Raw genomic sequence first — 26,503 nt, 5'->3', positions numbered from 1 at the left:
AATCAGAAGGAATCTTCGAATTTCTTCGCCAGATCCTCGATGTTGTCAGGCGGCCAGTCCTCGACATCCATGCCAAGGTGCAGACCCATGCCGGACAGCACTTCCTTGATCTCGTTCAGCGACTTGCGGCCGAAGTTCGGGGTGCGCAGCATCTCGGCTTCGGTCTTCTGGATCAGGTCGCCGATATAGACGATGTTGTCGTTCTTCAGGCAGTTCGCCGAACGGACCGACAGTTCCAGCTCGTCCACCTTCTTGAGAAGCAGCGGGTTGAATTCCAGCCCGTCATCCTCGTCCTGGCGGCCGGCGGCCTCGGGTTCGTCGAAGTTCACGAAGATCGACAGCTGGTCCTGCAGGATACGCGCAGCGAAGGCCACGGCGTCGTCCGGAGTGACCGAGCCATCGGTTTCGATCTTCATGGTCAGCTTGTCATAGTCCAGAACCTGACCTTCACGGGTCGGCTGGACGTCATAGCTGACGCGCTTGATCGGCGAATAGATCGCGTCGATCGGAATCAGACCGATGGGGGCATCTTCCGGCCGGTTCTTGTCGGCCGAGACATAGCCCTTGCCGGTGTTCACGGTCAGTTCCATGAACAGATCGGCGCCATCATCCAGATGACAGATCACGTGATCGCGGTTCAGAACCTCGATCCCGGCGGTTTCGGCGATGTCACCGGCGGTGACCACGGCCGGGCCTTTGGCGGAGATCGACAGGCGCTTGGGCCCTTCGACTTCCATCTTCAGCGACACGCCCTTGAGGTTCAGGATGATGTCGGTTACATCCTCGCGCACGCCGGCGACCGACGAAAACTCGTGCAGGACGTTGTCGATCTGGACGCTGGAGATGGCCGCGCCTTGCAGCGACGACATCAGAATCCGGCGCAGCGCATTGCCCAGAGTCAGACCAAAGCCGCGCTCAAGCGGTTCAGCAACCAGAGTAGCCTGGCGTGCGGGATCGTTGCCCGGCTTCACCTCAAGCTGCGTCGGCTTGATCAGTTCGGCCCAGTTCTTATGGATCATGCGGTCCCTCCATTCCTGTCTGCGCTCCATGTCCTAAAGCCCAGACGCCCGAGGTTTCAAATGACGGACCGGGGCCGTGCAGTGGCACAGCCCCGTTCAAATCGTTCTGCCCTTAGACGCGGCGACGCTTCGGAGGGCGGCAGCCGTTATGGGCGATCGGGGTGACATCCCGGATCGAGGTGATGTTGAAGCCGACGGCAGCCAGCGCGCGCAGTGCCGATTCACGGCCCGAGCCGGGGCCCTGCACTTCGACTTCCAGGGTCTTCACACCATGTTCCTGCGCCTTGCGGCCAGCGTCTTCAGCGGCCATCTGGGCGGCGTAGGGGGTCGACTTCCGCGAGCCCTTGAAGCCCATGGTGCCGGCCGACGACCAGGAGATCGCGTTGCCTTGAACGTCCGAGATCAGGATCTTGGTGTTGTTGAACGAGCTGTTCACATGCGCCACGCCGGCGGCAATGTTCTTGCGCTCTTTTTTCTTAGCGCGAGTCTTTTCACGTGCCATTGATCAGCCTCCCCTTACTTCTTCTTGCCGGCGATGGGTTTCGCCGGGCCTTTGCGGGTGCGCGCATTGGTATGCGTGCGCTGACCACGGACGGGCAGGTTGCGGCGGTGACGCAGACCACGATAGCAACCCAGGTCCATCAGACGTTTGATGTTCATCTGGGTTTCGCGGCGCAGGTCGCCTTCGACGGTGTAATTGGCGTCGATATGTTCGCGGATCTGCAGAACTTCGGCGTCGGTCAGTTCGTTGACCCGGCGGGTCTGGTCGATGCCGACGGCGTCGCAGATGGCTTTGGCCGAAGTATGGCCGATACCGGTGATATAGGTGAGGGCGATCGGGACCCGTTTAGAGGTCGGGATGTTTACGCCGGCAATACGTGCCACGTGTCACTTTCCTTTCGTTGCGGTTCCGTATCTCCAGAACCTTTTTTCACAACGCTCGACCGCTGATCAATACCAGAAGCCGGCACTTTTGCGAGGTGATCGGCGCGCCGGGCGAATCCCGCCACGCCTTTGATTCCCCATGGGGATGCGGGTCGATATGGGGTTTTGCCCCAAGCGTCAACCCCCGGCTGTATGTCCGGCCCTATTTATGCAGCACAGCGGCGATCTCGCCCTGCACCGTGTCGATATCGGCCAGCCCGTCGATCTTGGTCAGCATGCCCTTGGCATAGTAGTACCCGATCAGCGGCGAGGTCTTCTTGTAGTATTCCATCAACCGGGTCTTGAGGCTTTCCTCATTGTCGTCGGCGCGCCGCTTGAACTCGGTTCCGCCGCAGACCGTGCACTTGCCATCGGCCGGGATCGGCTTGGTGATGTCGTTATAGACCTCACCGCAATGGGCACAGGTCGACCGCGCGGTGATCCGCTGCACCAGGGCGGCGTCGTCAACCTCCATCTCGATGACGGCGTCCAGTGTCTGGCCTTCGCCTTCCAGCAGCTTGCCCAGGGCATCAGCCTGCGCCAGGGTGCGGGGGAAGCCGTCGAAGATGAAGCCATTGGCCTTCACCGTCTCCAGCTTTTCCTTGATCAGCCCGATCACGATCTCGTCGGTGACGAGCTGCCCCTTGGCCATGACCTCGGCGACGATCTTGCCCATCTCGGTACCGCTATCCTTGGCCTCGCGCAGCATGTCGCCGGTCGACAGCTGCACCATGCCGCGGGTTTCCACCAGATTGCGCGCCTGTGTGCCCTTGCCCGCCCCCGGCGGGCCCATAAGAATGATATTCATCGCCGTGCCGGCCCTCGTTTTGCACGTTTCTTGTTACCGCTGCGACCCCGCAGCTGGGATTTCTCGATCAGCCCCTCGTATTGATGGGCCAGAAGATGGCTTTGCACCTGCTGGATGGTGTCCATGGTCACCGACACGATGATCAGGACCGAGGTGCCGCCGAAGTAGAACGGCACATGGAACTGGCCGCGCAGGATTTCCGGCATCAGACAGACGAAGGCCAGATAGGCCGCGCCCAGCACCAGGATGCGGTTCACCACATATTCGAAATATTCCGACGTCTTCTTGCCCGGCCGAATCCCCGGAACGAAACCATTCTGGTTCTTCAGGTTGTCCGCCACATCGTCCGGTTTGAACGAGACGTTGAAGGTATAGAAATAGGCGAAGAAGACGATCATCGCGCAGAAGAACAGCAGATAGAGCGGCTGCCCCGGCCCGAAGTTCGCCAGCAGCCAGGACATCACCGGACCGCTCGCCGCGCTGCTCGAGAAGGTCGAGATGGTGGTCGGCAGCAGGAGCAGCGACGAGGCGAAGATCGCCGGAATCACCCCGGCCGGGTTCACCTTGATCGGGAGGTGCGACGAGCCGCCGTCATAGACCTTCATCCCGACCTGACGGCGCGGGTATTGGATATGGATCTTGCGCAGGGCGCGTTCCATGAAGACCACGAAGGTGATCACCGCGATCACCAGGACGATGGCGCCCACGATCACCGCCGGGCTGACCGCACCGGAGCGACCGGAGGCCAGGAACTTTGCCAGCGCGGCCGGAACCTCGGCAATGATGCCGACGAAAATGATCAGCGAGGTGCCGTTGCCGATCCCGCGCGAGGTGATCTGTTCGCCCAGCCACATCAGGAACATGGTCCCGCCGACCAGCGTCACCACGGTGGAGAAGCGGAAATAAAGCCCCGGGTCGGTGGCCAGATCGCCCGCCTCAAGCGAAACGGCAAGCCCGTAGGCCTGCACCGTCGCCAGCACCACCGTGCCATAGCGCATGTACTGGTTGATCTTCTTGCGGCCCTGCTCGCCCTCTTTCTTGAGCTGTTCGAGCGCGGGCACCATGGCGGTCAGCAACTGCACGATGATCGAGGCCGAGATATAGGGCATGATCCCGAGGGCCAGAATCCCCATCCGCCCAAGCGCGCCGCCGGTGAACATCGACACCATGCCGCCGATCCCCTGCCCCGCACCTTCCATGAAGTTACGCAGCGCGGCCCCGTCGATCCCCGGCACGGGGATGAAGGTGCCCAGCCGGTAGACGATCAGCAGGCCCAGGGTGAAGAGGATGCGGTTGCGCAGATCGGTGGCTTTGCCGAGCGCGGCCCAGCTCGTGTTCGCCGCCATTTGTTCCGCTGCTGATACCATGAAAGAGGTCTCTCTTATGACTGCGCCGCCCGGGCCGTTTTCCGGCACGAGCGGCGTCATGGAAAACTGAGGTCTATTTAAGCGGCTCGGAAGCCGCCCACAACCGCTTAGGCGTCAGCTTCGACGGTTGCGACCTTCAGAGCGCCGCCGGCTGCCTCGACCGCAGCAATTGCGGGCTGCGAAGCACCGGTGACCTCGATGGTCACTTTCGAGCTGAATTCGCCCTTGGCCAGCACGCGGATGCCGTCCAGCTTGCGGCGCACCAGGCCACAGGCGACCAGCGCGTCCTCGGTGATGGCCGAGCCGGCGTCGAGCTTGCCAGCTTCGATGAATTTCTGGATCAGGCCCAGGTTCACAACGGCATAGTCCTTGCGGTTCGGCTTGTTGAAGCCGCGCTTGGGAAGCCGTTGGTACAGCGGCATTTGGCCGCCTTCATAGCCATTGATGGCCACGCCCGAACGGGATTTCTGACCTTTGATACCGCGACCGGCGGTCTTGCCCTTGCCCGAGCCCGGACCACGGGCAATGCGCTTGCGTTTCGGTGCGGCGCCGGGATTGTCGCGAAGTTCGTTAAGTTTCATGTCGCTTCTCCTTGCCGGATGCGCCCCCGAAGCGGATGGGACGACCACGGCGTTTCTTGTTTGTTGCTGAGTCGGGCCCAAGGGGCCACCGGGCGCGTATAGACGCCAGCGGGCTTCGTTGCAAGGATTTGGTGGCAGCCTCCCCCTCGCCGCCGCGCCTTCAAATGAATTTATTCAGAGCAGAACTCGCCTCCCGCCCCGCGGAAGAATCGGCCTCGAACCCGATCGCAAGACCCGGCGTTCTTCCGGGTCTTGCTGAAAGCGTCCCCTACCCCGCCTTCCTCAGCTCGGGCGCGACCTTGGTGCCCAGCACCTCGATCGCCTTCAACATTTCCTTGTGTTCGATCACCCCGATCGCCATCTGGATCGACACCCGGTCGAAGCCCAGATCTTCCTTCAGTCCGAGGATCTTGTCGACCACCTGCGCCGGAGATCCCACGAACATCGCGCCTTCCGGACCCATGGCGGCGTCGTATTGCGCCCGGCTCTGCGGGGGCCAGCCGCGTTCGCGGCCGAGCTGGTCCATCACCGCCTTCTGCGCCGGGAAGAACAGGTCAGCCGCGGCCTTGCCATCCTCGCCCACGAAACCGTGCACGTTCAGCGACACCCGCGCCTTGTCGCCATTGCCCGCCTGATCGGCAGCGCGGCGATAGAGATCGGCCAGCGCCTTGAACCGGCGCGGCTCCCCCCCGATGATGGCCAGGGCCAGCGGGCAGCCGAGGACGCCCGCGCGGATCATGCTGTTGGGTGTACCACCGGCGGCGATCCAGACCGGCAGCTTGCCCTTCACCGGGCGCGGATAGACCCCCAGCCCTTCGACCCGCTGGGTGTGCTTGGTCCCCTTCCACCGCAGCTTTTCCCCTTCGTTGATCGCCAGCAGCATCTGCAGCTTTTCCTCGAAGAGTTCGTCGTAATCATCGAGATCATAGCCGAAGAGCGGAAAGCTCTCGATGAAACTGCCGCGCCCCACCATCAGCTCGGCCCGGCCGTTGCTCAGGCTGTCCAATGTCGAGAATTGTTCGAACACCCGCACCGGATCGTCGGAGCTGAGCACCGAGACCGCGGAACTCAGCCGGATCGACTTGGTGGTCCGGGCCACCCCCGCCAGCGCCACCGCCGGCGCGGTCACGGCATAATTGGGCCGGTGATGTTCGCCCAGGCCGAAGACATCCAGCCCGACCTGATCGGCCAGCTCGATCTCCTCCATCAGATTGTCCAGCCGCGCCTGCGCGTCGACCCGATGGCCGGTGACCGGATCAGTGCCGATATCGCCGAAGGTGTAGAGCCCCACTTCCATGACCGTCTCCCAAGATTTCGAAAGGGAAACTAGGTCACCGGGCCCCTTCTGCCTAGCCACCCCGCCGCACAAGTCCTGTGCGATGCCCTCACCGCCAAGCGAAAAGGCGCCCCGGGAGAACCCAGGACGCCTTGTCAGATCGCTGGAGCTGACCCGGGCCGAAGCCCGGCGCAGGCTCAGCCGCGTTCTTCGATGATTTCGACCAGATGCGGGATCGAGTTGACCATGCCGCGGACCGAAGGGGTATCCTCAAGCTCGCGGGTCTTGTGCATCTTGTTCAGGCCCAGGCCGATCAGCGTGAGGCGCTGTTTGGCGGGGCGACGGATCGGCGAGCCGATCTGTTTGACAACGATGGTCTTGGCCATGGATTACGCCTCCTCTGCAACCGGCTCGGCGGCCGGCGCGTGATGCTCGTGCTTGGGCAGAATGTCAGCGACCTTCTTGCCCCGACGCTGCGCGACCAGACGCGGCGACTGCTCTTTCTTGAGACCGTCGAGCGTGGCGCGGATCATGTTGTAGGGGTTCTGCGAACCGATCGACTTCGACACCACGTCTTTGATGCCGAGCATTTCGAAGACGGCGCGCATCGGACCACCGGCAATGATCCCGGTCCCTTCCGGAGCCGCCCGCATGACGACCTTGCCCGCGCCCCAACGGCCGTGCATGTCGTGGTGCAGGGTACGGCCTTCACGCAGCGGCACGCGGATCATCTGGCGTTTCGCTTGCTCGGTGGCCTTGCGGATCGCCTCGGGGACCTCTTTGGCCTTGCCCTTGCCGAAGCCGACACGGCCCTTTTGGTCACCGACCACCACCAGAGCGGCGAAGCCAAAGCGCTTACCACCCTTTACGGTTTTCGACACCCGGTTGATTGCGACCAGACGATCGGCAAATTCGGGGGTTTCCTCGCGTTCGCGACGGTTACCCCGACGGTTATCACGTTCTGCCATACGGCATTCCTTTCATCCTGGCGCCAGGCGCCGGCTTGTCTCAATCCTGGTGAGCCGCCGCGCCAGCGCCGCGGCTCCCGGATCATCGGGGCGGTGTCGCCACCGCCCGCACTGTTTAGATCTTCAGACCACCTTCACGCGCAGCGTCGGCCAGAGCCTTCACCTTGCCGTGATAGAGGAAGCCGCCACGATCGAAATAGGCCTCTTCCACACCGGCTTTCTTGGCGCGTTCGGCAATCGTCGCGCCCACTTTGGTGGCCGCTTCGATGTTGTTCTTGCCGACCACACCCAGATCTTTCTCCAGGGTGGAAGCCGAGGCCAAAGTCACGCCACGAACGTCGTCGATCAGCTGCACGCTGATGTTCTTGTTCGAGCGGTGCACCGAGAGGCGAAGCCGCCCCGCGTTGACCTTGCGAAGCTTGTTCCGAACGCGCAGGCGGCGTTTCAGAAACAGGGTACGTTTGCTGTTTGCCATCTTGAGCGTCCTTACTTCTTCTTGCCTTCCTTGCGGAAGATATACTCACCCTTATAGCGGATGCCTTTGCCCTTATAGGGCTCGGGCGCGCGCCATTCACGGATATTCGCGGCGACTTGGCCGACCAGTTGCTGGTCGATGCCCTCGACGACGATTTCCGTCTGCTTGGGTGCGGTCACGGTCACGCCGGCGGGGATTTCGAAATCCACGTCATGGCTGTAGCCGAGGTTCAGCTTCAGGAAATTGCCCTGCACCGCAGCGCGGTAACCCACACCTTGGATTTCAAGCTCTTTCTTGAAGCCTGCGGTCACGCCGGCCACGAGGTTGGCGACCTGAGTCCGCGACATCCCCCATTGCTGGCGGGCGCGCTTGGATTTGCCACGCGGCTCGACCTTCACCGTGCTGTCATCGACAGTGATGGTGACGTCGTCGGTGGCGGTAAAGCTGCGGGTGCCTTTCGGCCCCTTCACTTCGACGGTCTGGCCGGACACAGTGGCAGTTACGCCGCTGGGCAGCTCGACCGGTTTCTTACCAATACGAGACATGTCTGACCTCCTTAGAAGACGGTGCAGAGCACTTCGCCGCCAACATTGGCACTGCGAGCGTTCACATCCGACATCACACCCTTGGGGGTGGAGACAATCGACACGCCCAGGCCCTGACGGACCGACGGGATGTCCTTGACGCCCATATAAACGCGACGACCGGGTTTGGAGACCCGCTTCAGTTCGCGAATAACAGGTTCGCCTTCGAAATATTTCAGGCTGATTTCCAGCGCCGGATGACCGTTAGCACCGGTCACCTTGTCGTAGCCGCGAATATAGCCTTCGTCCGCCAGCACATCCAGAACCCAGGCGCGCAGTTTCGACGCCGGAGTCATGACGGTGCTTTTGCCGCGCATCTGCGCGTTGCGGATACGGGTGAGCATATCGCCGATAGGATCGTTCATATCTATGCCCTCCTTACCAGCTCGACTTCACGAGACCGGGGATCTGGCCATTCGAGCCCAGTTCCCGCAGCATGATCCGGCTGACCTTCAGCTTACGATAGTAAGCGTGCGGACGGCCGGTGAGCTGACAACGGTTGTGCAGACGGGTCGCCGAGCCATTGCGCGGCAGTTTCGCCAGTTTCAGGTGCGCCTTGAAGCGCTCTTCCATCGGGCGGCTCTCGTCATTCGCGATTTCTTTCAGCGCGGCGCGCTTGTCGGCGTATTTCCCCACCAGCCGCTCGCGCTTTTTCTCGCGTTCGATCATTGCTTTCTTAGCCATGTCTTTTCCTTCCCGCGATCAGCTGTTGAACGGCATGTTGAAATGCTTCAACAGCGCCTTCGCTTCCGCGTCGGTTTTCGCTGTGGTGGCGATGATGATATCCATCCCCCAGACCTCGTCGACCTTGTCGAACTCGATCTCGGGGAACACGATGTGCTCCTTCAGGCCCATGGCAAAGTTGCCGCGGCCATCGAAGGAGGGCTTCACACCGCGGAAGTCGCGCACGCGCGGCATCGCAACGGTGATCAGACGATCGAGGAATTCATACATGCGGTCACCGCGGAGGGTCACCTTGGCACCCAGCGCCATGTCTTCACGCACGCGGAAGCCAGCGATGGATTTCTTCGCCTTGGTGACGACGGCTTTCTGGCCGGCGATCATGGTCAGGTCTTCCTGAGCCGATTTCGCCTTCTTGCTGTCCTTGACCGCCTCGGCGCCACAGCCGATGTTCAGAACGATCTTGTCCAGCTTGGGCAGCTGCATCCCGTTCTTATAGCCGAACTCTTCAGTCAGAGCGGCGCGGATGGTGTCTTTGTACAGCGTTTTCAGGCGCGGGGTGTAGGTTGCAGCATCAAGCATCGATCACGTCCCCCGTGGTCTTGGCAAAACGCACCTTCTTGTCGCCTTCCATGCGGAAGCCGACGCGGGTGGCTTTGCCGTTCTTGTCCAGAAGCGCCAGGTTGCTCAGCTCGATCGGCACGGCCTTGGTCAGGCGGCCGCCCTGGCTGGTCTGGCTTTGGCGGGTATGGCGGATCGCCATGTTGACGCCGTCAACAACAGCTTTGCCGGCCTTCGGGTCGACAGAGGTGATAGTCCCCTCTTTGCCCTTGTCCTTGCCGGCCAGCACGACGACCTTGTCGCCTTTGCGGAGTTTCGCAGCCATGATTACAGCACCTCCGGAGCCAGCGAAATGATCTTCATGAAGTTCTTCGCGCGCAGTTCGCGAACAACCGGGCCGAAGATACGGGTGCCGACGGGCTCGTTGTTGTTGTTGAGGATCACGGCCGCGTTGCGGTCGAAGCGGATCGCGGTGCCGTCTTCACGGCGGACTTCCTTGGCGGTGCGCACGACGACGGCCTTGCGGACGTCACCTTTCTTCACGCGGCCGCGCGGGATGGCCTCCTTCACGGAAACGACGATGATATCACCCACCGACGCGTATTTCCGTTTGGAGCCACCCAGGACCTTGATGCACTGCACCCGGCGAGCGCCGGAGTTGTCAGCGACATCCAGATTGGTCTGCATCTGGATCATGAGGTTTCTCCCGACCTATGGGGGTGTGTCTGTTGTTCCCCCCAGGGTTTCGACAAGCCAAAAGGCTCTGGCGGCTTAGGCCTCCAGAACCTCCCAGCGTTTGGTCTTCGACTTCGGCGCGCACTCAATGATGCGAACCGTATCGCCCACCTTGTAGGCGTTCTTCTCGTCGTGAGCCCGGTATTTCTTGGACTTACGAATGGTCTTCTTCAGAACCGGATGGGTGAAGCGACGCTCCACCAGAACGGTGACGGTCTGTTCGTTGGCGTCGCTGGTCACGGTGCCGGAAAGAATACGTTTGGGCATCTGTCAGGCTCCTTATGCGTTGCCGGCTGCAGCAGCAGCTTTTTCGTTCAGGATGGTCTTCACGCGGGCAGCATTGCGGCGCGCCGCCTTGATGCCAGCAGTGTTTTCCAGCTGACCGGTCGCCTGTTGAAAGCGCAGGTTGAAGCTTTCTTTTTTCAGGTTGGCCAGCTCTTCACGCAGCTGGTCCGGCGTCTTGTCACGCAGTTCTTTGGCGTTCATCGCCTCTTCCTTTTCTCAAAACACCAGAAGGCCCCTTTTGACGGGTCACCTTGAACCTGGTGGATGAATTGCAAACACACGAATCCCGCCAGGGCGGGAATCCGTGAGATGGGGCTCACTACACGGGGGGCGCATGAAGGGCAAGGGAAAACTTGGAGCCCTGGCGCTCCGCCTCAGCCCTGGGAGGCCTTCTTCATTTCGTCGGAGAACTGGCGGCGCAACTTCTTGCGCATCTCGGCCGCCCGCTGGCGCCGGGCCTCGGTCTCGTCCAGCACCGCGAGCGGCGGCACTTCGGTCGGCGCGCCGGCCTCGTCCACCGCGACCATGGTGAAATAACAAGAATTGGTATGCCGGCTGGTGCCGGCGCGGATGTCCTGCGCCTCAACCCGAATGCCGATTTCCATCGAGGTTCGCCCAGCCAGGTTGACGCTGGCCCGGAAGGTCACCAGCTCGCCAACGTTGATCGGCTCCTTGAAGGTCACCTGATCGACCGAAAGCGTCACCGCGTATTGTTTGGAAAACCGCGATGCGCAGGAGAATGCCACCCGGTCCAGCAGGTTGAGCAAGGCGCCGCCGTGCACCTTGCCGCTGAAATTCGCCATGTCGGGCGTCATCAGCACGGTCATTTCGAGTTTGCGAGGATCCATCGACAGGCCCTTCGGAGAATGAGGATCGCGGACAGGGCCGCGGCGCACCGCGACCCGGTTAGGCTGTCTCTCCTCCCTGTCGGGCGATCAGGCCCAGCTATAGTTGAAGCTGACGCTGATCCGTTCTTCCTCGGCCTGGTTCAGCGGCACCTCGTGGCGCAGCCAGCTTTCCCACAGCAGCACATCGCCAACCTCGGGAGCCACGTAGACGAAGGTCTGCAGCTCGCGCCGGGCGTCCTTGCGCCGCGGCGGCGCCGCCATCAGCATGGCAGAGCGCGGATCCTCGTATTTGATCGCGCTGGCGCCCTCGGGCATCGACACATAGGTGGTGCCGCTGATGACACTGTGCGGGTGGATATGCGACGCGTGGGTGCCACCCTCGGGCAGGATATTGATCCAGATGTCTTCCAGCTTCAGCTCGCGCCCATCCAGATCGAATTCCAGATCCTCGAGGAAGGCCGCCACATGGGCATCGAGCGATTTGACCAGATCGGCAAAGATCGGGAACCGCCAGGGCAGATCGGTGAGCGAGGCATAGGAGGTATAGCCGGGATAGCCGTTGTCCTCGCACCACTCCTGCCCCGCCTCGTCATCCTCGGCGATGGAATAGCACGACGCCTCCAGCTCGGCAGGGTCGATGACGGGGCCATGTTCGCGCAGCGCGGCACGGTACAGGCGGGTGACGAAGAGCGATTCGATCTGTGACATGGTCCTGTTTTACCGCGCCGCGCTGGCCGGCGCGAGAGGCGCGTTGCCCCACTGCCGTCGCCCCGCCCCTCCCCTTCGATCTGGCAGAAATATCCCGGGGGGATCGCCACAGGCGATGGGGGCAGAGCCCCCCCTTCTGCCCGACCGGCCGCAACAAAAAACCCCCGCCGATCGCTCGACGGGGGTTTCGATGTCATCGTCCGGGGGTCATCCCGGACCGCGATTACCAGTCCTCGCGGACCACGACCCGGGTCTTGATCGGCAGCTTCATCGCGGCGAGGCGCAGGGCCTCACGAGCGACGTCTTCGCTGACGCCTTCCAGCTCGAACATGATCCGGCCGGGTTTGACCTTGGCGGCCCAATAGTCCACCGAACCCTTACCTTTACCCATCCGGACTTCGGTCGGTTTCGACGTCACCGGGGTATCCGGGAAGATGCGGATCCAGACGCGACCCTGACGCTTCATGTGACGCGTCATGGCACGACGGGCGGCTTCGATCTGACGGGCGGTGACCCGCTCAGGTTCGAGCGCCTTGAGGCCGAAGTGACCGAAGTTCAGGTCGGAGCCGCCTTTGGCTTCGCCCTTGATCCGGCCTTTGAACATCTTGCGGAATTTCGTACGCTTAGGCTGAAGCATTTTCTATCACTCCTTAGCGATCACGACGACCGCCGGTCGCCCCACGGGGGGCCGGGCCATCCTGGATTTCCTGCATCTTCCGATCGCGCGCCGAAGGATCGTGCTCCATGATCTCGCCTTTGAAGATCCAGACCTTGATCCCGATGATGCCATAGGGGGTCATTGCTTCGGCGTGAGCATAGTCGATGTCGGCCCGCAGGGTATGCAGCGGCACGCGACCTTCACGATACCATTCGGTCCGGGCGATTTCGGCACCGCCCAGACGGCCGGCGACGTTGACCCGGATGCCGAGGGCACCCATGCGCATGGCGTTCTGCACGGCACGCTTCATGGCGCGACGGAAGGACACCCGACGTTCCAGCTGCTGCGCGATGGATTCACCCACCAGGGCGGCATCCAGTTCGGGCTTGCGAACTTCGACGATGTTCAGGTGCAGTTCGCTGGCGGTCATTTTCGCCAGCTTCTTGCGCAGAACTTCGATGTCAGCGCCCTTCTTGCCGATGATCACGCCCGGACGTGCGGTGTAGATGGTCACACGGCACTTCTTGTGGGGGCGTTCAATGATCACGCGAGCAATGCCGGCCTGCTTGCACTCTTCCTTGATGAACTCACGGAGCTTGAGATCTTCCAGCAGAAGATCACCGTAGTCCTTGGTATCGGCGTACCAGCGGCTGTCCCAGGTGCGGTTGACCTGGAGGCGCATGCCGATCGGATTGACTTTCTGACCCATTAGGCTTGCTCCTCGACTTGACGCACCTTGATGGTGAGCTCGGAAAACGGCTTCACGATCTTGCCGAACCGGCCACGGGCGCGCGGACGACCGCGCTTCAGGGTCAGGTTCTTGCCGACGTAGGCCTCGGCCACGATCAGCTCGTCCACGTCCAGGTTGTGGTTGTTCTCAGCATTGGCGATAGCGGACTGAAGGCATTTCTTCACGTCCTGCGCGATCCGCTTGTTCGAGAAGGTGAGATCGGTCAGCGCCTTCTCGACCTTCTTGCCACGGATCATGGCCGCAACCAGGTTCAATTTCTGCGGGCTGGTGCGAAGCATGCGGGCCTTGGCCATCGCTTCGTTCTCGGCCACGCGGCGGGGGTTCTTTTCCTTGCCCATGACTTACTTCCGCTTCGCTTTTTTGTCCGCGGCATGACCGTAATAGGTCCGGGTCGGCGAATACTCACCGAACTTCTGACCGATCATGTCTTCCGTGACGTTGACGGGGATGTGCTTCTGACCGTTGTAGACGCCGAAGGTCAGCCCAACGAATTGGGGCAGAATCGTCGAACGACGCGACCAGATCTTGATGACTTCATTGCGCCCGCTTTCGCGTGCCGCTTCCGCCTTCTTCAGGACGTAAGCGTCAACAAAGGGGCCTTTCCAAACAGAACGAGCCATGGATCAGCGGCCTTTCTTCTTGGCGTGACGCGAGCGGATGATCAGCTTCTGCGACGCCTTGTTCTTGTTGCGGGTACGGGCACCCTTGGTCGGCTTACCCCAAGGGGTCACCGGGTGACGACCACCCGAAGTCCGGCCTTCACCACCACCATGGGGGTGGTCGATCGGGTTCATGACAACACCGCGAACGCTCGGGCGGACGCCCTTGTGACGCATGCGGCCGGCCTTGCCGTAGTTCTGGTTGCTGTTGTCGGGGTTCGACACGGCACCGACGGTGGCCATGCATTCCTGACGCACCAGGCGCAGTTCACCCGAAGACAGGCGGATCTGAGCATAGCCGCCGTCACGACCGACGAACTGGGCATAGGTGCCAGCAGCACGGGCGATCTGACCGCCCTTGCCGGGCTTCATTTCGATATTGTGGACAATCGTCCCGATCGGCATGCCCGAGAACGGCATCGCGTTACCCGGTTTGATGTCGACCTTGGCGCCGGCGACAACCTTGTCACCAACAGCCAGACGCTGCGGCGCCAGGATATAGGCCTGTTCGCCATCTTCGTATTTGATCAGCGCGATGAAGGCGGTCCGGTTCGGGTCGTATTCGATCCGCTCAACGGTCGCGGCAACATCGAATTTGTTGCGCTTGAAATCAACGATCCGGTAGAGGCGTTTTGCCCCGCCGCCACGACGACGCGAGGTAATCCGTCCGGTGTTGTTACGGCCGCCCGACTTGGTCAAACCCTCGGTAAGGGATTTGACCGGACGTCCTTTCCACAGCTCCGAACGGTCGATCAGCACCAGCCCGCGCTGGCCCGGCGTCGTCGGCTTATACGACTTGAGTGCCATGCTTTCTGTCTTCCGTCTAGCACACGGATCCCTCGGCGCTTGCCTGCGGATCCGCTATGTTAAAGCCCCCCGAAGGTGGCCAATTGAAGGGCCCCGAAGGTCCCCGGTTACAAAATCAAGCAGCCCCGGAACGAATCCGGGGCTTCAGGATTGCTGGCGTGTAGCAGAGGCGGAGGGAGGTGTCTAGGGCTCGGCTTACCGTCACTGCGCCACAAGGGAGGAATTCCGCATCTGGAAAAGACGCGAGAGCCCATGTCACCCTGAACAAAGGGAAAACCAAACGAAGAGCCCCCCGCCTTGCGGCGAGGGGCTTTCCAATCTTCAAGACCTGAAGTCAGATCAGAGGCCGGTCGACACGTCGATCGTGTTGCCCTCTTCGAGGGTGACATAGGCTTTTTTCACGTCATTCCGCTTGCCGATCTGGCCGCGGAAGCGCTTCACCTTGCCTTTGGTGATGGTGGTGTTCACCGCCTTCACCTTGACCCCGAACAGCGCTTCGACCGCTTCCTTGATCTGCGGCTTGCTGCTGCCCATCGCGACTTGGAAAACGACGGCGCCGTTTTCCGAAGCCATGGTGGCCTTTTCAGTGATGACCGGCTTGCGGATCACGTCGTAGTGTTCTGCCTTCGCGCTCATTTCAGTCGGGCCTCCAGAGCTTCGACACCCGCCTTCGTGATCACGAGGGTGTCACGCTTCAGGATGTCATACACGTTTGCGCCAATGGTCGGCAGCACGTCCAGCCCTTCGATGTTGCGCGCGGCGCGGGCAAAGCCCTCGTTCACTGCGGCACCATCGATGATCAGGGCGCGCTTCCAACCCAGGTTCTTGACCTGCTTGGCCAGCAGCGCGGTCTTGCCTTCCGACTCAGCCGCGTCGATCACCACCAGGGCGCCGGCTTTCGCCTTGGCCGACAGCGCGTGACGCAGACCCAGCTTGCGGAATTTCTTCGGCAGGTCATGGGCGTGGCTGCGCGGGGTCGGACCCTTGTAGATACCGCCGTGACGGAAGATCGGCGCGTTCTTGTCACCGTGGCGAGCGCCGCCGGTGCCTTTTTGGCGATACATCTTCTTGGTCGAATAGCTGGTTTCCGAGCGGGTCTTGACCTTGTGGGTACCGGCCTGCGCGGCAGCACGCTGCCAACGCACAACGCGGTGCAGGATGTCCGCACGCGGCTCCAGCCCGAACAGCTCATCCGACAGCTCGATGTCGCCGGCCTTGCCGCCGTCCAGTTTGATCACGTCCAGTTTCATGCTTCACCACCTTCCGCCGGGGCTTCAGCCACTTCGGCAACGGCCGCAACCGCCCCCTTCAGGCCGGCCGGGAACGGCACGCCTTCCGGCAGCTTCTTCTTGACGGCGTCCTTCACGGTGACCCAGCCGCCCTTGGAGCCGGGAACGGCACCCTTGACGAAAACCAGGCCGCGGCCGGCATCGGTGCGGACCACTTCCAGGTTCTGGGTGGTCACACGGGCGGCACCCATGTGGCCGGCCATCTTCTTGCCTTTGAACACCTTGCCGGGTTCCTGACACTGACCGGTCGAACCGTGCGAACGGTGCGAGATCGACACGCCGTGCGAGGCGCGCAGACCGCCGAAGTTGTGCCGCTTCATGGCACCGGCGAAACCCTTACCGATCGAGGTGCCCGACACATCAACCTTCTGACCTGCCAGGAAGTGCTCGGCCGAGATTTCGGCGCCGACTTCGATCAGGTTTTCCGGGTCAACGCGGAATTCGGCCAGCTTGCGCTTGGGCTCGACTTTCGCGGCGGCGAAATGGCCGCGCATCGCCTTGCTCACGCGCTTGATCTTGGGGCTGCCCGCGCCGAGCTGAACGGCGGTATAGCCGTCTTTCTCGGTGGTGCGTTGCGCCACGACCTGCAGGTTGTCCAGTTGCAGGACGGTCACAGGGATCTGCTTGCCGTCTTCCATGAACAGCCGGGTCATGCCGACTTTCTTTGCGATAATTCCAGAGCGCATCTTCACTACCCTCCGAACTTACGACTGAAGCTTGATTTCGACGTCCACGCCGGCGGCGAGGTCGAGCTTCATCAGCGCGTCCACCGTCTGCGGGGTCGGATCAACGATGTCGAGCAGCCGCTTGTGGGTGCGGATTTCGAACTGGTCGCGGGATTTCTTGTCGACGTGAGGCCCACGCAGAACGGTGAACTTCTCGATCTTGTTCGGCAGCGGAATCGGGCCGCGCACATTGGCGCCGGTCCGCTTGGCGGTGTTCACGATTTCCTGCGTGCTGGCGTCCAGCACGCGGTAATCGAACGCCTTAAGCCGGATACGGATGTTTTGGCTTTGCATTGAATTGCCTTTTTATTCAGGCGTTGGGGTTGAGAGGAGGGTCCGCGCTCATCGCAACCCCTCTTCGAACCCAAAAGGCGGGAATCGTCCCGCCTTTATTCGCGTCAGCGAACCCCGGCCACATACACGGCAAAACCCAACAGGACAAGCAGGAACTGAAGAAAACATGGGGAATCCCGCCCTGCGCCCCAACCGGCACTAGGCGGTTTGTGCAGGAAGGGGGCTGTCTGCCCCCTCTTGGCCCTTTGGGCCAATTCACCCCCGAGGATATTTGCGGCTAGAAAAAGGGGGCGGGGCGGGCCCGGCGGGGCGGCGGGCGTTTTTGGGGCGGCGGGAAAACTCTGATGCGCGCTTCAGGGCCGCGTCGGGGATGCACAAAGGGCCTCCCGAGGGAGGCCCTTTCCGTTCGAGAATCAGCTCGGCTGATTATTCGAGGATCTTCGACACCACGCCGGCGCCAACGGTGCGGCCGCCTTCACGGATGGCGAAGCGCAGGCCTTCTTCCATCGCGATCGGTGCGATCAGCTGGACTTCGAACTTCAGGTTGTCGCCCGGCATCACCATCTCGGTGCCTTCCGGCAGCATCACAGTCCCGGTCACGTCGGTGGTCCGGAAGTAGAACTGCGGACGGTAGTTCGCGAAGAACGGGGTGTGACGGCCGCCTTCTTCCTTGGTCAGGATATAGGCTTCGGCTTCGAACTTGGTGTGCGGCTTCACCGAACCCGGTTTGCACAGCACTTGGCCACGCTCCACCGCGTCACGGTCGATGCCGCGCAGCAGCGCGCCGATGTTGTCGCCGGCTTCCCCGCGATCCAGCAGCTTGCGGAACATTTCCACACCGGTGCAGGTCGTGGTCTGGGTGTTCTTGATCCCCACGATCTCGATGCTGTCGCCGACGTTGATCACGCCGCGCTCGATACGGCCGGTCACCACGGTGCCGCGGCCCGAGATCGAGAACACGTCTTCGATCGGCATCAGGAACGGCTGGTCGATCGCCCGTTCCGGCGTCGGGATATAGGCATCCACCGCCGCCATCAGTTCGCGGATCTTGTTCTCGCCGATTTCCGGATCACGGCCTTCCAGCGCCGCCAGCGCCGAGCCCGCAACGATCGGAATGTCGTCGCCCGGGAAGTCGTAGGACGACAGCAGCTCGCGGACTTCCATTTCCACCAGCTCCAGCAGTTCCTCGTCGTCCACCTGGTCGACCTTGTTCAGGAACACCACCAGCGCCGGAACGCCGACCTGACGCGCCAGCAGGATGTGCTCGCGGGTCTGCGGCATCGGGCCATCGGCCGCGTTCACCACCAGGATCCCGCCGTCCATCTGCGCCGCACCGGTGATCATGTTCTTCACATAGTCGGCGTGGCCGGGGCAGTCGACGTGGGCGTAGTGACGCGCTTCCGTCTCGTATTCAACGTGCGCGGTCGAGATCGTGATCCCACGGGCCTTTTCTTCCGGCGCCGCGTCGATCTGGTCATAGGCTTTGAAGTCGCCGAAATACTTGGTGATCGCAGCCGTCAGCGTCGTCTTGCCGTGGTCAACGTGACCGATCGTGCCGATGTTCACGTGCGGTTTCGAACGGTCAAACTTTTCCTTTGCCATGTCTTAGGCGCCCTTTTGCACTCGTGGGGTCCCAACGACCCGGTTTCCTCTGCGCGGGGCACATATTGGGTTCGACAGGGAAAATCAAGCGCCTCCTGCGCCCGAAGGAGGGCCGGCAGCCGCCTGCCTCAGCCCTCTGCGGCCGGGAGGGGCGTGCTGGTAACGCCCCCATCGGACAGCGGCGCGATCTCGGTCACCGACGTCACGCCATGAGCCTCGCTCTCGGCCCCCTCGCGCCGATCGAACCAGCCCTCTTCCTTGTGCATCTGCACCAGCCAGCCCTCGATCTGACCGACCGCGTTACGGGCCAGCCCCTGCATCTGCTCCTCGCGGCTGCGTTCGCGCCCCGAGCCCATCAGAAGCGTGTTGCCGGTGGTGGTTTCGAAGACGGTGAACTGCTTGACCTTGTCGTTCAGCTTCTTGGCCGCGGCGTCATCCCAGACCGTGACGTTGATGATCAGCGCCGATTTCGGATTGTAGATCACCGGCACCCCCTTGGGAGCGAGCATATAGCCCTCGACCGAGATCCCCAGGTGATAGAGCTGGCTGCCCTCGTAGCGACCGAAGCGGTCGGCGACCGCCTTGGTCATCACCGAAACCCATTCCTCAGAGGTCGCATCGCGCGAAATCGGCCCCTTTTGCGCCTTCGAGGCGACCACGATGTTATGGCCCAACCGGAATTCACCCAGATCCGCCAGCGGCTCGTCGGGAGAGGAGGCGGTGCAGGCCGACAGAAGGGCGAAACCGGCAAGCAGGGCAAAGATGCGGATCATGATCTCTCCGAAGCTGAACATCGCCTCTCGGGATAGACTACCGCGCAGCAGGGTGCAAACCTTCTGCGCGGCGCGATGATCCCGGTCACGTGAACAGGTTGTCGCGCGGGAAGCCATGCGGCGGACGTTTGCCGACGCCGGCGCGCTTGCCCAGCCATTCCGTCAGATCGGGTTCATGCCGGGTCTTGCCGCCACCCATCTGCCAGCGCAGCCCCTCGGCCCAGTCGAAGGTGGTCAGATCCGACAGCCCGCCATCAAGCTCGAGCGCCCCCTGCTTGCCGCGGGCCTGATTGTATTTCTGCAACCGCACCCCCTTGCCGCGGGCCATCTCGGGCAACTCCTCCAGCGGGAAGACCAGGAACTTGCCGTTCTCGCTGACCACGGCAACGTGATCGCCGGCGACCGGCTTGCAGATCAGCGCCCGCTCGCCCTCCCCGACGTTCAGCACCTGCTTGCCGCTGCGGGTCTGGGCGATCACGTCATCCTCGGCCACCACGAAACCATTGCCCGCATTCGAGGCGACGACCAGCTTCTGCCCCGGCTTGTGGACCAGAATATCGACGATCTCGGCCTCGTTCGGGAGATCGACCATCAGGCGCAGCGGCTCGCCCAGGCCACGACCGCCGGGCAGATTCGCCGCCGAAAGCGTATAGAACCGCCCGTTCGAGGCGAAGACCAGCAGCTTGTCGGTGGTTTCGGCATGGAAGACGAAGCGCGGCCCGTCACCGTCGCGGAACTTCAGCTCTCGCGTCAGGTCGATATGGCCGGTCATGGCGCGGACCCAGCCCATCTTGGAACAGACCACGGTGATCGGCTCGCGCTCGATCATCGCCTCGATCGGCACGTCCTCCGCCTCGCCGGCCTCGGCGAAGAGGGTGCGCCGGGCGCCGCCCGCGAAATCCTTGCCGAAGGTCTTCTTGGTCGCGCGCAGTTGCTCGGAGATCCGGGCCCATTGTAGCCCCTCGTCGTCCAGCAGATCCTCGAGCCCGGCACGTTCGGCCATCAGGGCATCGCGTTCGCGGATCAGCTCGATCTCTTCCAGCCGCCGCAACGACCGCAGGCGCATGTTCAGGATCGCCTCGACCTGAACCTCCGACAGCTCGCCCTCGCCCGGACCCGGGGTGCGATAGTCCTTTTCCGACATCGCGCGCGGATGGTCGATTGCCCAGTCCTCGCGCATCAGCGCCGATTTGGGATCGTCGTCATATCGGATGATGTCGATCACCCGATCGAGGTTGAGGAAGGCGATGATAAAGCCTTCCAACACCTCGAGCCGGTGGTCGATCTTGGCCAGCCGGTGGCGGGAGCGGCGCAGCAGCACCTCCTGCCGGTGGTCGAGGAAGGCGCGCAACACCTCCTTCATCGAACAGACCTTGGGCGTCACCCCGTCGATCAGCACGTTCATGTTCAGGCTGAACCGCACCTCGAGATCCGAGTTGCGGAACATCATGTTCATCAGCACCTCGGGATCGACGTTCTTCGACTTCGGCTCCAGCACCAGGCGAATGTCATCGGCACTCTCGTCGCGGACATCCCCCAGAATCGGGATTTTCTTGGTCTGGATCAGCTCGGCGATCTTCTCGATCAGCTTCGATTTCGGCACCTGATAGGGGATCTCGGTGACCACGATCTGCCAGGTGCCGCGCCCCAGATCCTCGACCTCCCACTTCGCGCGCAGGCGGAAACTGCCGCGCCCGGTGCGATAGGCCTGGGCGATATTCTCACGCGGCTCGACGATGGTGCCGCCGGTGGGGAAATCGGGGCCGGGAACATATTTCAGCAAGGTGTCGTCATCGGCGCCCGGCGTCTTGATCAGATGCAGGCAGGCGTCGCACAGCTCGGCGATATTGTGCGGCGGAATGTTGGTCGCCATCCCCACGGCGATACCGCTGGCGCCATTGGCCAGCAGGTTGGGAAAGGTCGCCGGCATCACGATGGGTTCGGTCAGCGTGCCGTCGTAATTGTCGCGAAAATCGACCGCGTCCTCGTCCAGCCCCTCGAGCAGCGCCTCGGCCACCACGGTCATCCGCGCTTCGGTATAACGCGAGGCCGCCGGATTATCGCCGTCGATATTGCCGAAGTTACCCTGGCCGTCGACCAGCGGGTAGCGGACGTTGAAGTCCTGCGCCAGCCGCGCCATGGCGTCATAGATCGCGGCATCCCCATGCGGGTGATAGTTGCCCATCACGTCGCCCGAGATCTTGGCGGACTTGCGGAAGCCCCCGGTCGAGCTCAGCCGCAACTGCCGCATGGCGTAGAGAATCCGCCGGTGTACCGGCTTCAGCCCGTCGCGCGCATCGGGCAGCGCCCGATGCATGATCGTGCTCAGCGCATAGGTCAGATAGCGGTCGCCAATGGCCCGGCGCAACGGCTCTGCCGTTTCCTTGCCCGTCTCGGGCGGCTGCATATTGGGGTCGTCGATAAGGTCGTTCATAAATCCTGTGATACGCCGGGGCGCGGCGGGCGTAAAGCGGCCCCGACCGCGGGCGGCCCAGCTATCCACAGGAATAAGCCACCCGCATCCGACCGTCCCGATATCCCCGCAAAATCTCCGCAGAGGGCCAAGGCGCCGAACGAGGCGCGGCGCTTGTTTCCCCTTCTCCCCAGGAGGGATGTCGACGTTTCCCGCCACCTTCTCCGACGGGGAAATTGACGCCGGGCTTCCCGGTATCCCGAATCGCGGAATGGTCTATAGTTTCTTTATGCGGCGCTTCGTCTTCCTCTCTTTCCTGCTGCTCGGCTGGGTCTTCTATGTCCTTAGCGGAGGAGCCGACTTCGTGCCGCGCGGGGTGCGACCGGCGCCCGTGGTCGCGGCGCGAACCGACCCCGCGCCGATCCGGCCGACCGGCACTTTGGCGGCACGCACCACCCCGGTGCTCGCGCCGCGCCAAACGACCCAGGCGCCCAAACCCACCCCCACCCTGGCCGTCGACACCCCGCAGAGCGTGGCGCCGCGCGGCAACCTCGCCGCCGCGCTGGCCACCGACCAGCCCCGGGGCGAGCTGCAGCTTGCCTCCCTGGCCCAGGGTGCCGCGGGACTTCGCGAGATGGCCACCGCCACCGAGACGCCGCAGGACGCGCCCGCCGTCGAGGAAACCGCCGCCGACATCCGCCAGATCACCGGGCTCAGGGTCAACATGCGGGAAGGCCCCGGCACCATCTATCCAGTGATCGCCCGGCTGCAGCTTGGCGACGAGGTCGAGGTTCTGGACAGATCGGGCACCGGCTGGCTGCGGCTGCGCGGCCCGGACCGGCAGATTGGCTGGATCGCCGCCTCTCTGGTCGGTCGGAAAGCACCCTGAGCAGACCCCGGGATGACCGCGCGTCGCGATGCCGCACGGCCGATGGACATGTGAGTATTTGTGCAGAGATAACAGCGGGAGGGCGCGAAAACCGGCCCGCCACCCGCCCTCGCGCCGCCCGGGTCAGCCGACGGATTGCCCCGGCGCGGATTTCCGCTCATAGCTTGCGGCGGGCACAGGATCAAAGACGGACAAGCGATGCAGAAAACCATCCTGATTACCGGCTGCTCCTCGGGCATCGGACATGACGCGGCGATGGGGCTGCGGGAAAGGGGCTGGCGCGTCTTCGCCGCCTGCCGTCAGCAGCGCGATTGCGACCGGCTGCGCGCCCAGGGCTTCGACAGCCCGCGGATCGACTATACCGACACCGCCAGCATCGAGACCGGCCTCGCCCAGGTGCTGACGGCAACCGGCGGCCGGCTCGACGCCCTGTTCAACAATGGAGCGCATGGGCTGAACGCGGCGGTGGAGGATCTGCCCGTCGAGGGGCTGCGTGCCATCTTCGAGGCGAATTTCTTCGGCTGGCACGAGCTGACCCGCCGGGTGATCCCGGTGATGCGGGCCCAGGGGCACGGGCGGATCGTGCAATGCTCTTCCTCGCTCGGGCTGGTCTATATGCCCTGGCGCGGCGCCTATGCCGCGACCAAACACGCGCTCGAGGCGTTTTCCGACACCATGCGGATCGAACTGGCGCCGGCCGGCATCGCGGTGGTGCTGATCGAACCCGGCCCCATCGGCACCAAGTTCCGCGAAAACGGGCGGGCCTATTTCGAACGTTTCATCGACTGGCAGTCCTCGCCGCGCCGCAAGGATTATCAAGACAAGCTGATCCCCCGCATGTACGAGGCGACCGGCCCCGACCCTTTCGAGCTGCCGCCCCGGGCGGTCACCGCCAAGCTGATTCGCGCGCTCGAGGCGAAACGGCCGCACCCGCGCTATTATGTGACGGTGCCGACCTATCTGGGCGGCTATCTGCGCCGGGTGCTGTCAAGCCGTGCCACCGACTGGCTGGTCAGGCGACTCTAGAAAAACGGGTCGCTTTTAGGCGCCCCCTGGCTTAGATGTCAGGCAAGAGGAGAGCCAAGCGAGGGCAAGATGGGAGATCCGCTGTTCGTGATCGTGTTGCTGGCGGTGCTGGCAGTGGCGGTCGTGCTGATGCTGGGCATCGGCGGCTTCGCCAAGGGCGGCGCCTTCAACGCCAAATATTCCAACAAGCTGATGCAGCTTCGCATCGTGCTGCAGGTGATCGCGGTTCTTCTGATCCTGCTCTATATCTATCTCAAACGACAGGGAGGGGCCTGAGCTTGGTCGTTCTCAACAAGATCTACACCCGCACCGGCGACAAGGGCGATACCGCGCTCGGCAATGGTGCGCGGGTGCCGAAATACGCCCCCCGCGTTGATGCCTATGGCACGGTGGACGAACTGAATGCCTTTCTGGGCGTGGCGCGTCTGGCTTCCACCGGCACCGAGATGGACACGGCACTGGCCCGGATCCAGAACGATCTGTTCGACCTGGGCGCCGATCTCTGCCGGCCGGAGATGGAGAAAGACGCCGAGACGGACTATCCGCCGCTGCGCATCATCGCCAGCCAGGTGACCCGGCTGGAACATGAGATCGACGCGATGAACGCGAGCCTGCAACCGCTGCGCAGCTTCATCCTGCCGGGCGGATCGACGCTGGCCGCGCAGCTTCACGTCTGCCGCACGGTGTCGCGCCGGGCCGAACGCGCCACTGTCGAGTTGGCGGCGCGGGAAGCCGTCAACCCCGAGGCGGTGCGCTATCTCAACCGGCTGAGCGACTGGTTCTTCGTCGCCGCCCGCAGCGCCAATGACGGCGGTGCCGGCGACGTGCTCTGGGTGCCCGGCGCCACCCGCTGACGCGGCAGCTTTCCCTTCCCCCTCGCACAGAACCCCGCGGCATTTTCGCGATTTCACGTTCAAACGCGGCGTCTCTGCGAGAAATCCCTTCGATTTTCCTCTGTTTTCCGCGTGACACAGAGGCTAACACATGGCGGAACGTACGAGCCGCCCTGATTTTCTGGGCACACCAACCAAGGAGACACACGCATATGAAGGTGCTGGTACCTGTCAAGCGCGTGATCGATTACAACGTGAAAGTCCGTGTGAAAGCGGATGGAACGGGTGTCGATCTTGCGAACGTGAAGATGTCGATGAACCCGTTCGACGAAATCGCGGTGGAGGAAGCGATCCGTCTGAAGGAAGCAGGCAAGGCCGAAGAGGTCGTGGTTGTTTCGATCGGCGTCAAGCAGGCGCAGGAAACCCTCCGCACCGCGCTGGCCATGGGCGCCGACCGCGCGATCCTGGTTGTCGCCGCCGATGACGTGCACACCGACATCGAGCCGCTGGCGGTCGCCAAGATCCTGGCGAAGATCGTCGAAGCCGAACAGCCGGGCCTGGTTCTGGCCGGCAAGCAGGCGATCGACAACGACATGAACGCCACCGGTCAGATGCTGTCGGCCCTGCTGGGCTGGTCGCAGGCTACCTTCGCAAGCGAGCTTAGCGTTGATGGCGACAGTGCCGTGGTCACCCGTGAGGTCGACGGCGGCCTGCAGACCATCAAGGTCAAGATGCCGGCGATCATCACCGTCGACCTGCGTCTGAACGAGCCGCGCTATGCGAGCCTGCCGAACATCATGAAGGCGAAGAAGAAGCCGCTGGATGAGAAGACCGCCGCCGATTACGGCGTCGATGTCTCCCCGCGTCTGGAAATCGTCAAGACCACCGAGCCTGCCGCCCGTCAGGCCGGCGAGATCGTGGCCGATGTCGACACGCTGGTGGCGAAACTCAAAGAGAAGGGGATCATCTGATGGCTGTTCTGCTGCTTGCCGAAGTCACCGATGGGGTGCTGGCCGTTGACGCCACCGCCAAGGCGGTCTCTGCTGCGAAAGCCCTGGGCGATGTGACCGTTCTCTGCGCCGGGGCCTCGGCCGCCGCCGCGGGTGAAGCCGCCGCCAAGATCGACGGCGTGTCGAAGGTGCTGGTCGCCGAGGATGCGGCGCTGAGTCATCGCCTGGCCGAAGCCACCGCCGCGCTGATCGTGTCGCTGGCCGGCGACTACAGCCATATCGTGGCGCCCTCGACCACCGATTCGAAGAACATCCTGCCGCGCGTCGCCGCTCTGCTGGACGTGATGGTGCTGTCGGATGTGACCGCTGTGGTCGATGCCGACACCTTCGAGCGCCCGATCTATGCCGGCAACGCGATCCAGACCGTGAAGTCGAAGGACGCCAAGAAGGTCATCACCTTCCGCACCTCGACCTTCGAAGCCGCTGGTCAAGGTGGTGCAGCGGCAGTCGAAACCGTCGCGGCCGCCGGCAACCCCGGCCTCAGCGAATGGGTCGAGGACAAGGTCGCGGCCTCGGATCGTCCGGAACTGACCTCGGCCAAGATCGTGGTCTCGGGCGGCCGTGGCGTCGGCTCGGAAGAAGACTTCAAGATCATCGAAGCCCTGGCCGACAAGCTGGGTGCCGCCGTCGGCGCCTCGCGCGCTGCGGTCGATTCGGGCTATGCTCCGAACGACTGGCAGGTGGGTCAGACCGGCAAGGTGGTCGCCCCCGATCTCTATGTCGCAATCGGCATCTCCGGCGCGATCCAGCACCTCGCCGGCATGAAGGACTCGAAGGTCATCGTCGCGATCAACAAGGATGAAGAGGCGCCGATCTTCCAGGTTGCCGATTACGGCCTCGTCGCGGACCTGTTCCAGGCCGTGCCCGAGCTGACCTCGAAGCTCTGATCACTCATCAGTCCTTCCGGACCTCTTCGCCGAGATCGGGATCGGAAGGATCACATGGGACAAAATA

Annotated in this window: 38 protein-coding genes; 6 read left to right on the top strand and 32 right to left on the bottom strand. The window is 62.9% G+C overall.

Annotated elements, in window-relative coordinates; translation table 11 throughout:
* Positions 1-2: 2 nt before the first annotated feature.
* From ACN0V4_RS08615 to parC, 32 genes are all read right to left on the bottom strand, one after another.
* Positions 3-1,019, bottom strand: coding sequence for a DNA-directed RNA polymerase subunit alpha (locus ACN0V4_RS08615; RefSeq protein ID WP_417675055.1), 1,017 nt, complete (start codon positions 1,017-1,019; stop codon positions 3-5).
* A 112-nt stretch (positions 1,020-1,131) separates the two neighbouring features.
* Positions 1,132-1,521 carry a 30S ribosomal protein S11 gene (rpsK, locus tag ACN0V4_RS08610; RefSeq protein WP_417675053.1) on the bottom strand — a complete coding sequence of 130 codons (390 nt, stop codon included), beginning with the start codon at positions 1,519-1,521 and terminating at the stop codon, positions 1,132-1,134.
* 14 nt (positions 1,522-1,535) lie between these two features.
* Entirely contained in the window at positions 1,536-1,904 is a 369-nt protein-coding gene (rpsM, locus tag ACN0V4_RS08605; protein ID WP_417675051.1) for a 30S ribosomal protein S13, read from the bottom strand.
* 202 nt (positions 1,905-2,106) lie between these two features.
* Positions 2,107-2,751, bottom strand: coding sequence for an adenylate kinase (locus ACN0V4_RS08600; protein WP_417675049.1), 645 nt, complete (start codon positions 2,749-2,751; stop codon positions 2,107-2,109).
* A complete protein-coding gene (secY, locus tag ACN0V4_RS08595) occupies positions 2,748-4,118 on the bottom strand; it encodes a preprotein translocase subunit SecY (RefSeq protein WP_417675047.1) in 1,371 nt (456 codons plus the stop codon). Before secY ends, ACN0V4_RS08600 begins: the two co-directional genes overlap by 4 nt.
* Positions 4,119-4,225: 107 nt before the next feature.
* Complete coding sequence (rplO, locus tag ACN0V4_RS08590) at positions 4,226-4,699, bottom strand: 50S ribosomal protein L15 (RefSeq protein WP_417675045.1); 474 nt, start codon at positions 4,697-4,699, stop codon at positions 4,226-4,228.
* A 268-nt stretch (positions 4,700-4,967) separates the two neighbouring features.
* Positions 4,968-5,996, bottom strand: coding sequence for an Atu2307/SP_0267 family LLM class monooxygenase (locus tag ACN0V4_RS08585; RefSeq protein WP_417675043.1), 1,029 nt, complete (start codon positions 5,994-5,996; stop codon positions 4,968-4,970).
* Between the two features lie 176 nt (positions 5,997-6,172).
* Positions 6,173-6,361 (bottom strand): 50S ribosomal protein L30, encoded by a 189-nt coding sequence (gene rpmD / locus ACN0V4_RS08580; RefSeq protein ID WP_417675041.1) that lies wholly within the window; start codon positions 6,359-6,361, stop codon positions 6,173-6,175.
* A gap of 3 nt (positions 6,362-6,364) precedes the next feature.
* The gene (gene rpsE / locus ACN0V4_RS08575) at positions 6,365-6,943 is read right to left on the bottom strand and encodes a 30S ribosomal protein S5 (protein ID WP_417675039.1); all 579 of its coding nucleotides are present in this window, start codon (positions 6,941-6,943) and stop codon (positions 6,365-6,367) included.
* A gap of 115 nt (positions 6,944-7,058) precedes the next feature.
* Positions 7,059-7,418: a 50S ribosomal protein L18 gene (rplR, locus tag ACN0V4_RS08570; protein WP_417675038.1), complete on the bottom strand. Its 360-nt coding sequence runs from the start codon at positions 7,416-7,418 to the stop codon at positions 7,059-7,061.
* An 11-nt stretch (positions 7,419-7,429) separates the two neighbouring features.
* Complete coding sequence (gene rplF / locus ACN0V4_RS08565; protein WP_417675036.1) at positions 7,430-7,963, bottom strand: 50S ribosomal protein L6; 534 nt, start codon at positions 7,961-7,963, stop codon at positions 7,430-7,432.
* Between the two features lie 11 nt (positions 7,964-7,974).
* The gene (gene rpsH / locus ACN0V4_RS08560) at positions 7,975-8,367 is read right to left on the bottom strand and encodes a 30S ribosomal protein S8 (RefSeq protein WP_417675034.1); all 393 of its coding nucleotides are present in this window, start codon (positions 8,365-8,367) and stop codon (positions 7,975-7,977) included.
* A 13-nt stretch (positions 8,368-8,380) separates the two neighbouring features.
* Complete coding sequence (gene rpsN / locus ACN0V4_RS08555) at positions 8,381-8,686, bottom strand: 30S ribosomal protein S14 (RefSeq protein WP_417675032.1); 306 nt, start codon at positions 8,684-8,686, stop codon at positions 8,381-8,383.
* Positions 8,687-8,704: 18 nt separating this feature from the next.
* A complete protein-coding gene (gene rplE / locus ACN0V4_RS08550) occupies positions 8,705-9,265 on the bottom strand; it encodes a 50S ribosomal protein L5 (protein ID WP_417675030.1) in 561 nt (186 codons plus the stop codon).
* On the bottom strand, positions 9,258-9,569 hold the full coding sequence (gene rplX / locus ACN0V4_RS08545) for a 50S ribosomal protein L24 (protein WP_417675028.1): 312 nt from the start codon (positions 9,567-9,569) through the stop codon (positions 9,258-9,260). Before rplX ends, rplE begins: the two co-directional genes overlap by 8 nt.
* A gap of 2 nt (positions 9,570-9,571) precedes the next feature.
* Complete coding sequence (rplN, locus tag ACN0V4_RS08540) at positions 9,572-9,940, bottom strand: 50S ribosomal protein L14 (protein ID WP_005621870.1); 369 nt, start codon at positions 9,938-9,940, stop codon at positions 9,572-9,574.
* A gap of 75 nt (positions 9,941-10,015) precedes the next feature.
* Complete coding sequence (gene rpsQ, locus ACN0V4_RS08535; RefSeq protein WP_417675026.1) at positions 10,016-10,246, bottom strand: 30S ribosomal protein S17; 231 nt, start codon at positions 10,244-10,246, stop codon at positions 10,016-10,018.
* A 12-nt stretch (positions 10,247-10,258) separates the two neighbouring features.
* Entirely contained in the window at positions 10,259-10,465 is a 207-nt protein-coding gene (gene rpmC / locus ACN0V4_RS08530) for a 50S ribosomal protein L29 (protein WP_417675024.1), read from the bottom strand.
* Between the two features lie 173 nt (positions 10,466-10,638).
* Positions 10,639-11,112: an acyl-CoA thioesterase gene (locus ACN0V4_RS08525; protein ID WP_417675022.1), complete on the bottom strand. Its 474-nt coding sequence runs from the start codon at positions 11,110-11,112 to the stop codon at positions 10,639-10,641.
* Between the two features lie 87 nt (positions 11,113-11,199).
* On the bottom strand, positions 11,200-11,820 hold the full coding sequence (locus ACN0V4_RS08520) for a 2OG-Fe(II) oxygenase family protein (RefSeq protein WP_417675020.1): 621 nt from the start codon (positions 11,818-11,820) through the stop codon (positions 11,200-11,202).
* A gap of 223 nt (positions 11,821-12,043) precedes the next feature.
* A complete protein-coding gene (rplP, locus tag ACN0V4_RS08515) occupies positions 12,044-12,457 on the bottom strand; it encodes a 50S ribosomal protein L16 (RefSeq protein WP_417675018.1) in 414 nt (137 codons plus the stop codon).
* Positions 12,458-12,470: 13 nt separating this feature from the next.
* Complete coding sequence (gene rpsC / locus ACN0V4_RS08510; protein WP_417675016.1) at positions 12,471-13,187, bottom strand: 30S ribosomal protein S3; 717 nt, start codon at positions 13,185-13,187, stop codon at positions 12,471-12,473.
* Complete coding sequence (rplV, locus tag ACN0V4_RS08505) at positions 13,187-13,567, bottom strand: 50S ribosomal protein L22 (RefSeq protein WP_417675014.1); 381 nt, start codon at positions 13,565-13,567, stop codon at positions 13,187-13,189. The genes rpsC and rplV overlap by 1 nt, the downstream gene beginning before the upstream one ends.
* Positions 13,568-13,570: 3 nt before the next feature.
* Positions 13,571-13,849, bottom strand: coding sequence for a 30S ribosomal protein S19 (rpsS, locus tag ACN0V4_RS08500; protein ID WP_160892467.1), 279 nt, complete (start codon positions 13,847-13,849; stop codon positions 13,571-13,573).
* A gap of 3 nt (positions 13,850-13,852) precedes the next feature.
* Positions 13,853-14,695, bottom strand: coding sequence for a 50S ribosomal protein L2 (gene rplB / locus ACN0V4_RS08495; RefSeq protein WP_417675012.1), 843 nt, complete (start codon positions 14,693-14,695; stop codon positions 13,853-13,855).
* A gap of 339 nt (positions 14,696-15,034) precedes the next feature.
* Positions 15,035-15,331 (bottom strand): 50S ribosomal protein L23, encoded by a 297-nt coding sequence (locus ACN0V4_RS08490; RefSeq protein WP_417675010.1) that lies wholly within the window; start codon positions 15,329-15,331, stop codon positions 15,035-15,037.
* On the bottom strand, positions 15,328-15,945 hold the full coding sequence (gene rplD, locus ACN0V4_RS08485; protein WP_417675008.1) for a 50S ribosomal protein L4: 618 nt from the start codon (positions 15,943-15,945) through the stop codon (positions 15,328-15,330). The genes ACN0V4_RS08490 and rplD overlap by 4 nt, the downstream gene beginning before the upstream one ends.
* Positions 15,942-16,670 carry a 50S ribosomal protein L3 gene (rplC, locus tag ACN0V4_RS08480; protein WP_417675006.1) on the bottom strand — a complete coding sequence of 243 codons (729 nt, stop codon included), beginning with the start codon at positions 16,668-16,670 and terminating at the stop codon, positions 15,942-15,944. The genes rplD and rplC overlap by 4 nt, the downstream gene beginning before the upstream one ends.
* Positions 16,671-16,688: 18 nt before the next feature.
* Entirely contained in the window at positions 16,689-17,003 is a 315-nt protein-coding gene (rpsJ, locus tag ACN0V4_RS08475; protein WP_008756422.1) for a 30S ribosomal protein S10, read from the bottom strand.
* A 426-nt stretch (positions 17,004-17,429) separates the two neighbouring features.
* Positions 17,430-18,605, bottom strand: coding sequence for an elongation factor Tu (gene tuf, locus ACN0V4_RS08470; RefSeq protein ID WP_417675003.1), 1,176 nt, complete (start codon positions 18,603-18,605; stop codon positions 17,430-17,432).
* Positions 18,606-18,733: 128 nt separating this feature from the next.
* Positions 18,734-19,378 (bottom strand): hypothetical protein, encoded by a 645-nt coding sequence (locus ACN0V4_RS08465; protein WP_417675001.1) that lies wholly within the window; start codon positions 19,376-19,378, stop codon positions 18,734-18,736.
* A gap of 85 nt (positions 19,379-19,463) precedes the next feature.
* Positions 19,464-21,812 carry a DNA topoisomerase IV subunit A gene (parC, locus tag ACN0V4_RS08460; RefSeq protein ID WP_417674999.1) on the bottom strand — a complete coding sequence of 783 codons (2,349 nt, stop codon included), beginning with the start codon at positions 21,810-21,812 and terminating at the stop codon, positions 19,464-19,466.
* Between the two features lie 250 nt (positions 21,813-22,062).
* Here parC and ACN0V4_RS08455 point away from each other — a divergent pair, with 250 nt between their 5' ends.
* From ACN0V4_RS08455 to ACN0V4_RS08430, 6 genes are all read left to right on the top strand, one after another.
* Complete coding sequence (locus ACN0V4_RS08455; protein WP_417674997.1) at positions 22,063-22,680, top strand: SH3 domain-containing protein; 618 nt, start codon at positions 22,063-22,065, stop codon at positions 22,678-22,680.
* Between the two features lie 198 nt (positions 22,681-22,878).
* Positions 22,879-23,706 carry an SDR family NAD(P)-dependent oxidoreductase gene (locus ACN0V4_RS08450; RefSeq protein ID WP_417674995.1) on the top strand — a complete coding sequence of 276 codons (828 nt, stop codon included), beginning with the start codon at positions 22,879-22,881 and terminating at the stop codon, positions 23,704-23,706.
* A gap of 69 nt (positions 23,707-23,775) precedes the next feature.
* On the top strand, positions 23,776-23,982 hold the full coding sequence (locus ACN0V4_RS08445; RefSeq protein WP_417674993.1) for a twin transmembrane helix small protein: 207 nt from the start codon (positions 23,776-23,778) through the stop codon (positions 23,980-23,982).
* Between the two features lie 2 nt (positions 23,983-23,984).
* Complete coding sequence (locus ACN0V4_RS08440) at positions 23,985-24,560, top strand: cob(I)yrinic acid a,c-diamide adenosyltransferase (RefSeq protein WP_417674991.1); 576 nt, start codon at positions 23,985-23,987, stop codon at positions 24,558-24,560.
* Positions 24,561-24,751: 191 nt separating this feature from the next.
* The gene (locus tag ACN0V4_RS08435; RefSeq protein WP_417674989.1) at positions 24,752-25,510 is read left to right on the top strand and encodes an electron transfer flavoprotein subunit beta/FixA family protein; all 759 of its coding nucleotides are present in this window, start codon (positions 24,752-24,754) and stop codon (positions 25,508-25,510) included.
* Complete coding sequence (locus ACN0V4_RS08430; protein ID WP_417674987.1) at positions 25,510-26,436, top strand: electron transfer flavoprotein subunit alpha/FixB family protein; 927 nt, start codon at positions 25,510-25,512, stop codon at positions 26,434-26,436. Before ACN0V4_RS08435 ends, ACN0V4_RS08430 begins: the two co-directional genes overlap by 1 nt.
* Positions 26,437-26,503: the final 67 nt, after the last annotated feature.

This window comes from Pseudodonghicola sp. (assembly GCF_048268305.1).
Lineage (GTDB): Bacteria > Pseudomonadota > Alphaproteobacteria > Rhodobacterales > Rhodobacteraceae > Pseudodonghicola.
This window is presented reverse-complemented; position numbering and strand designations above follow the sequence as displayed.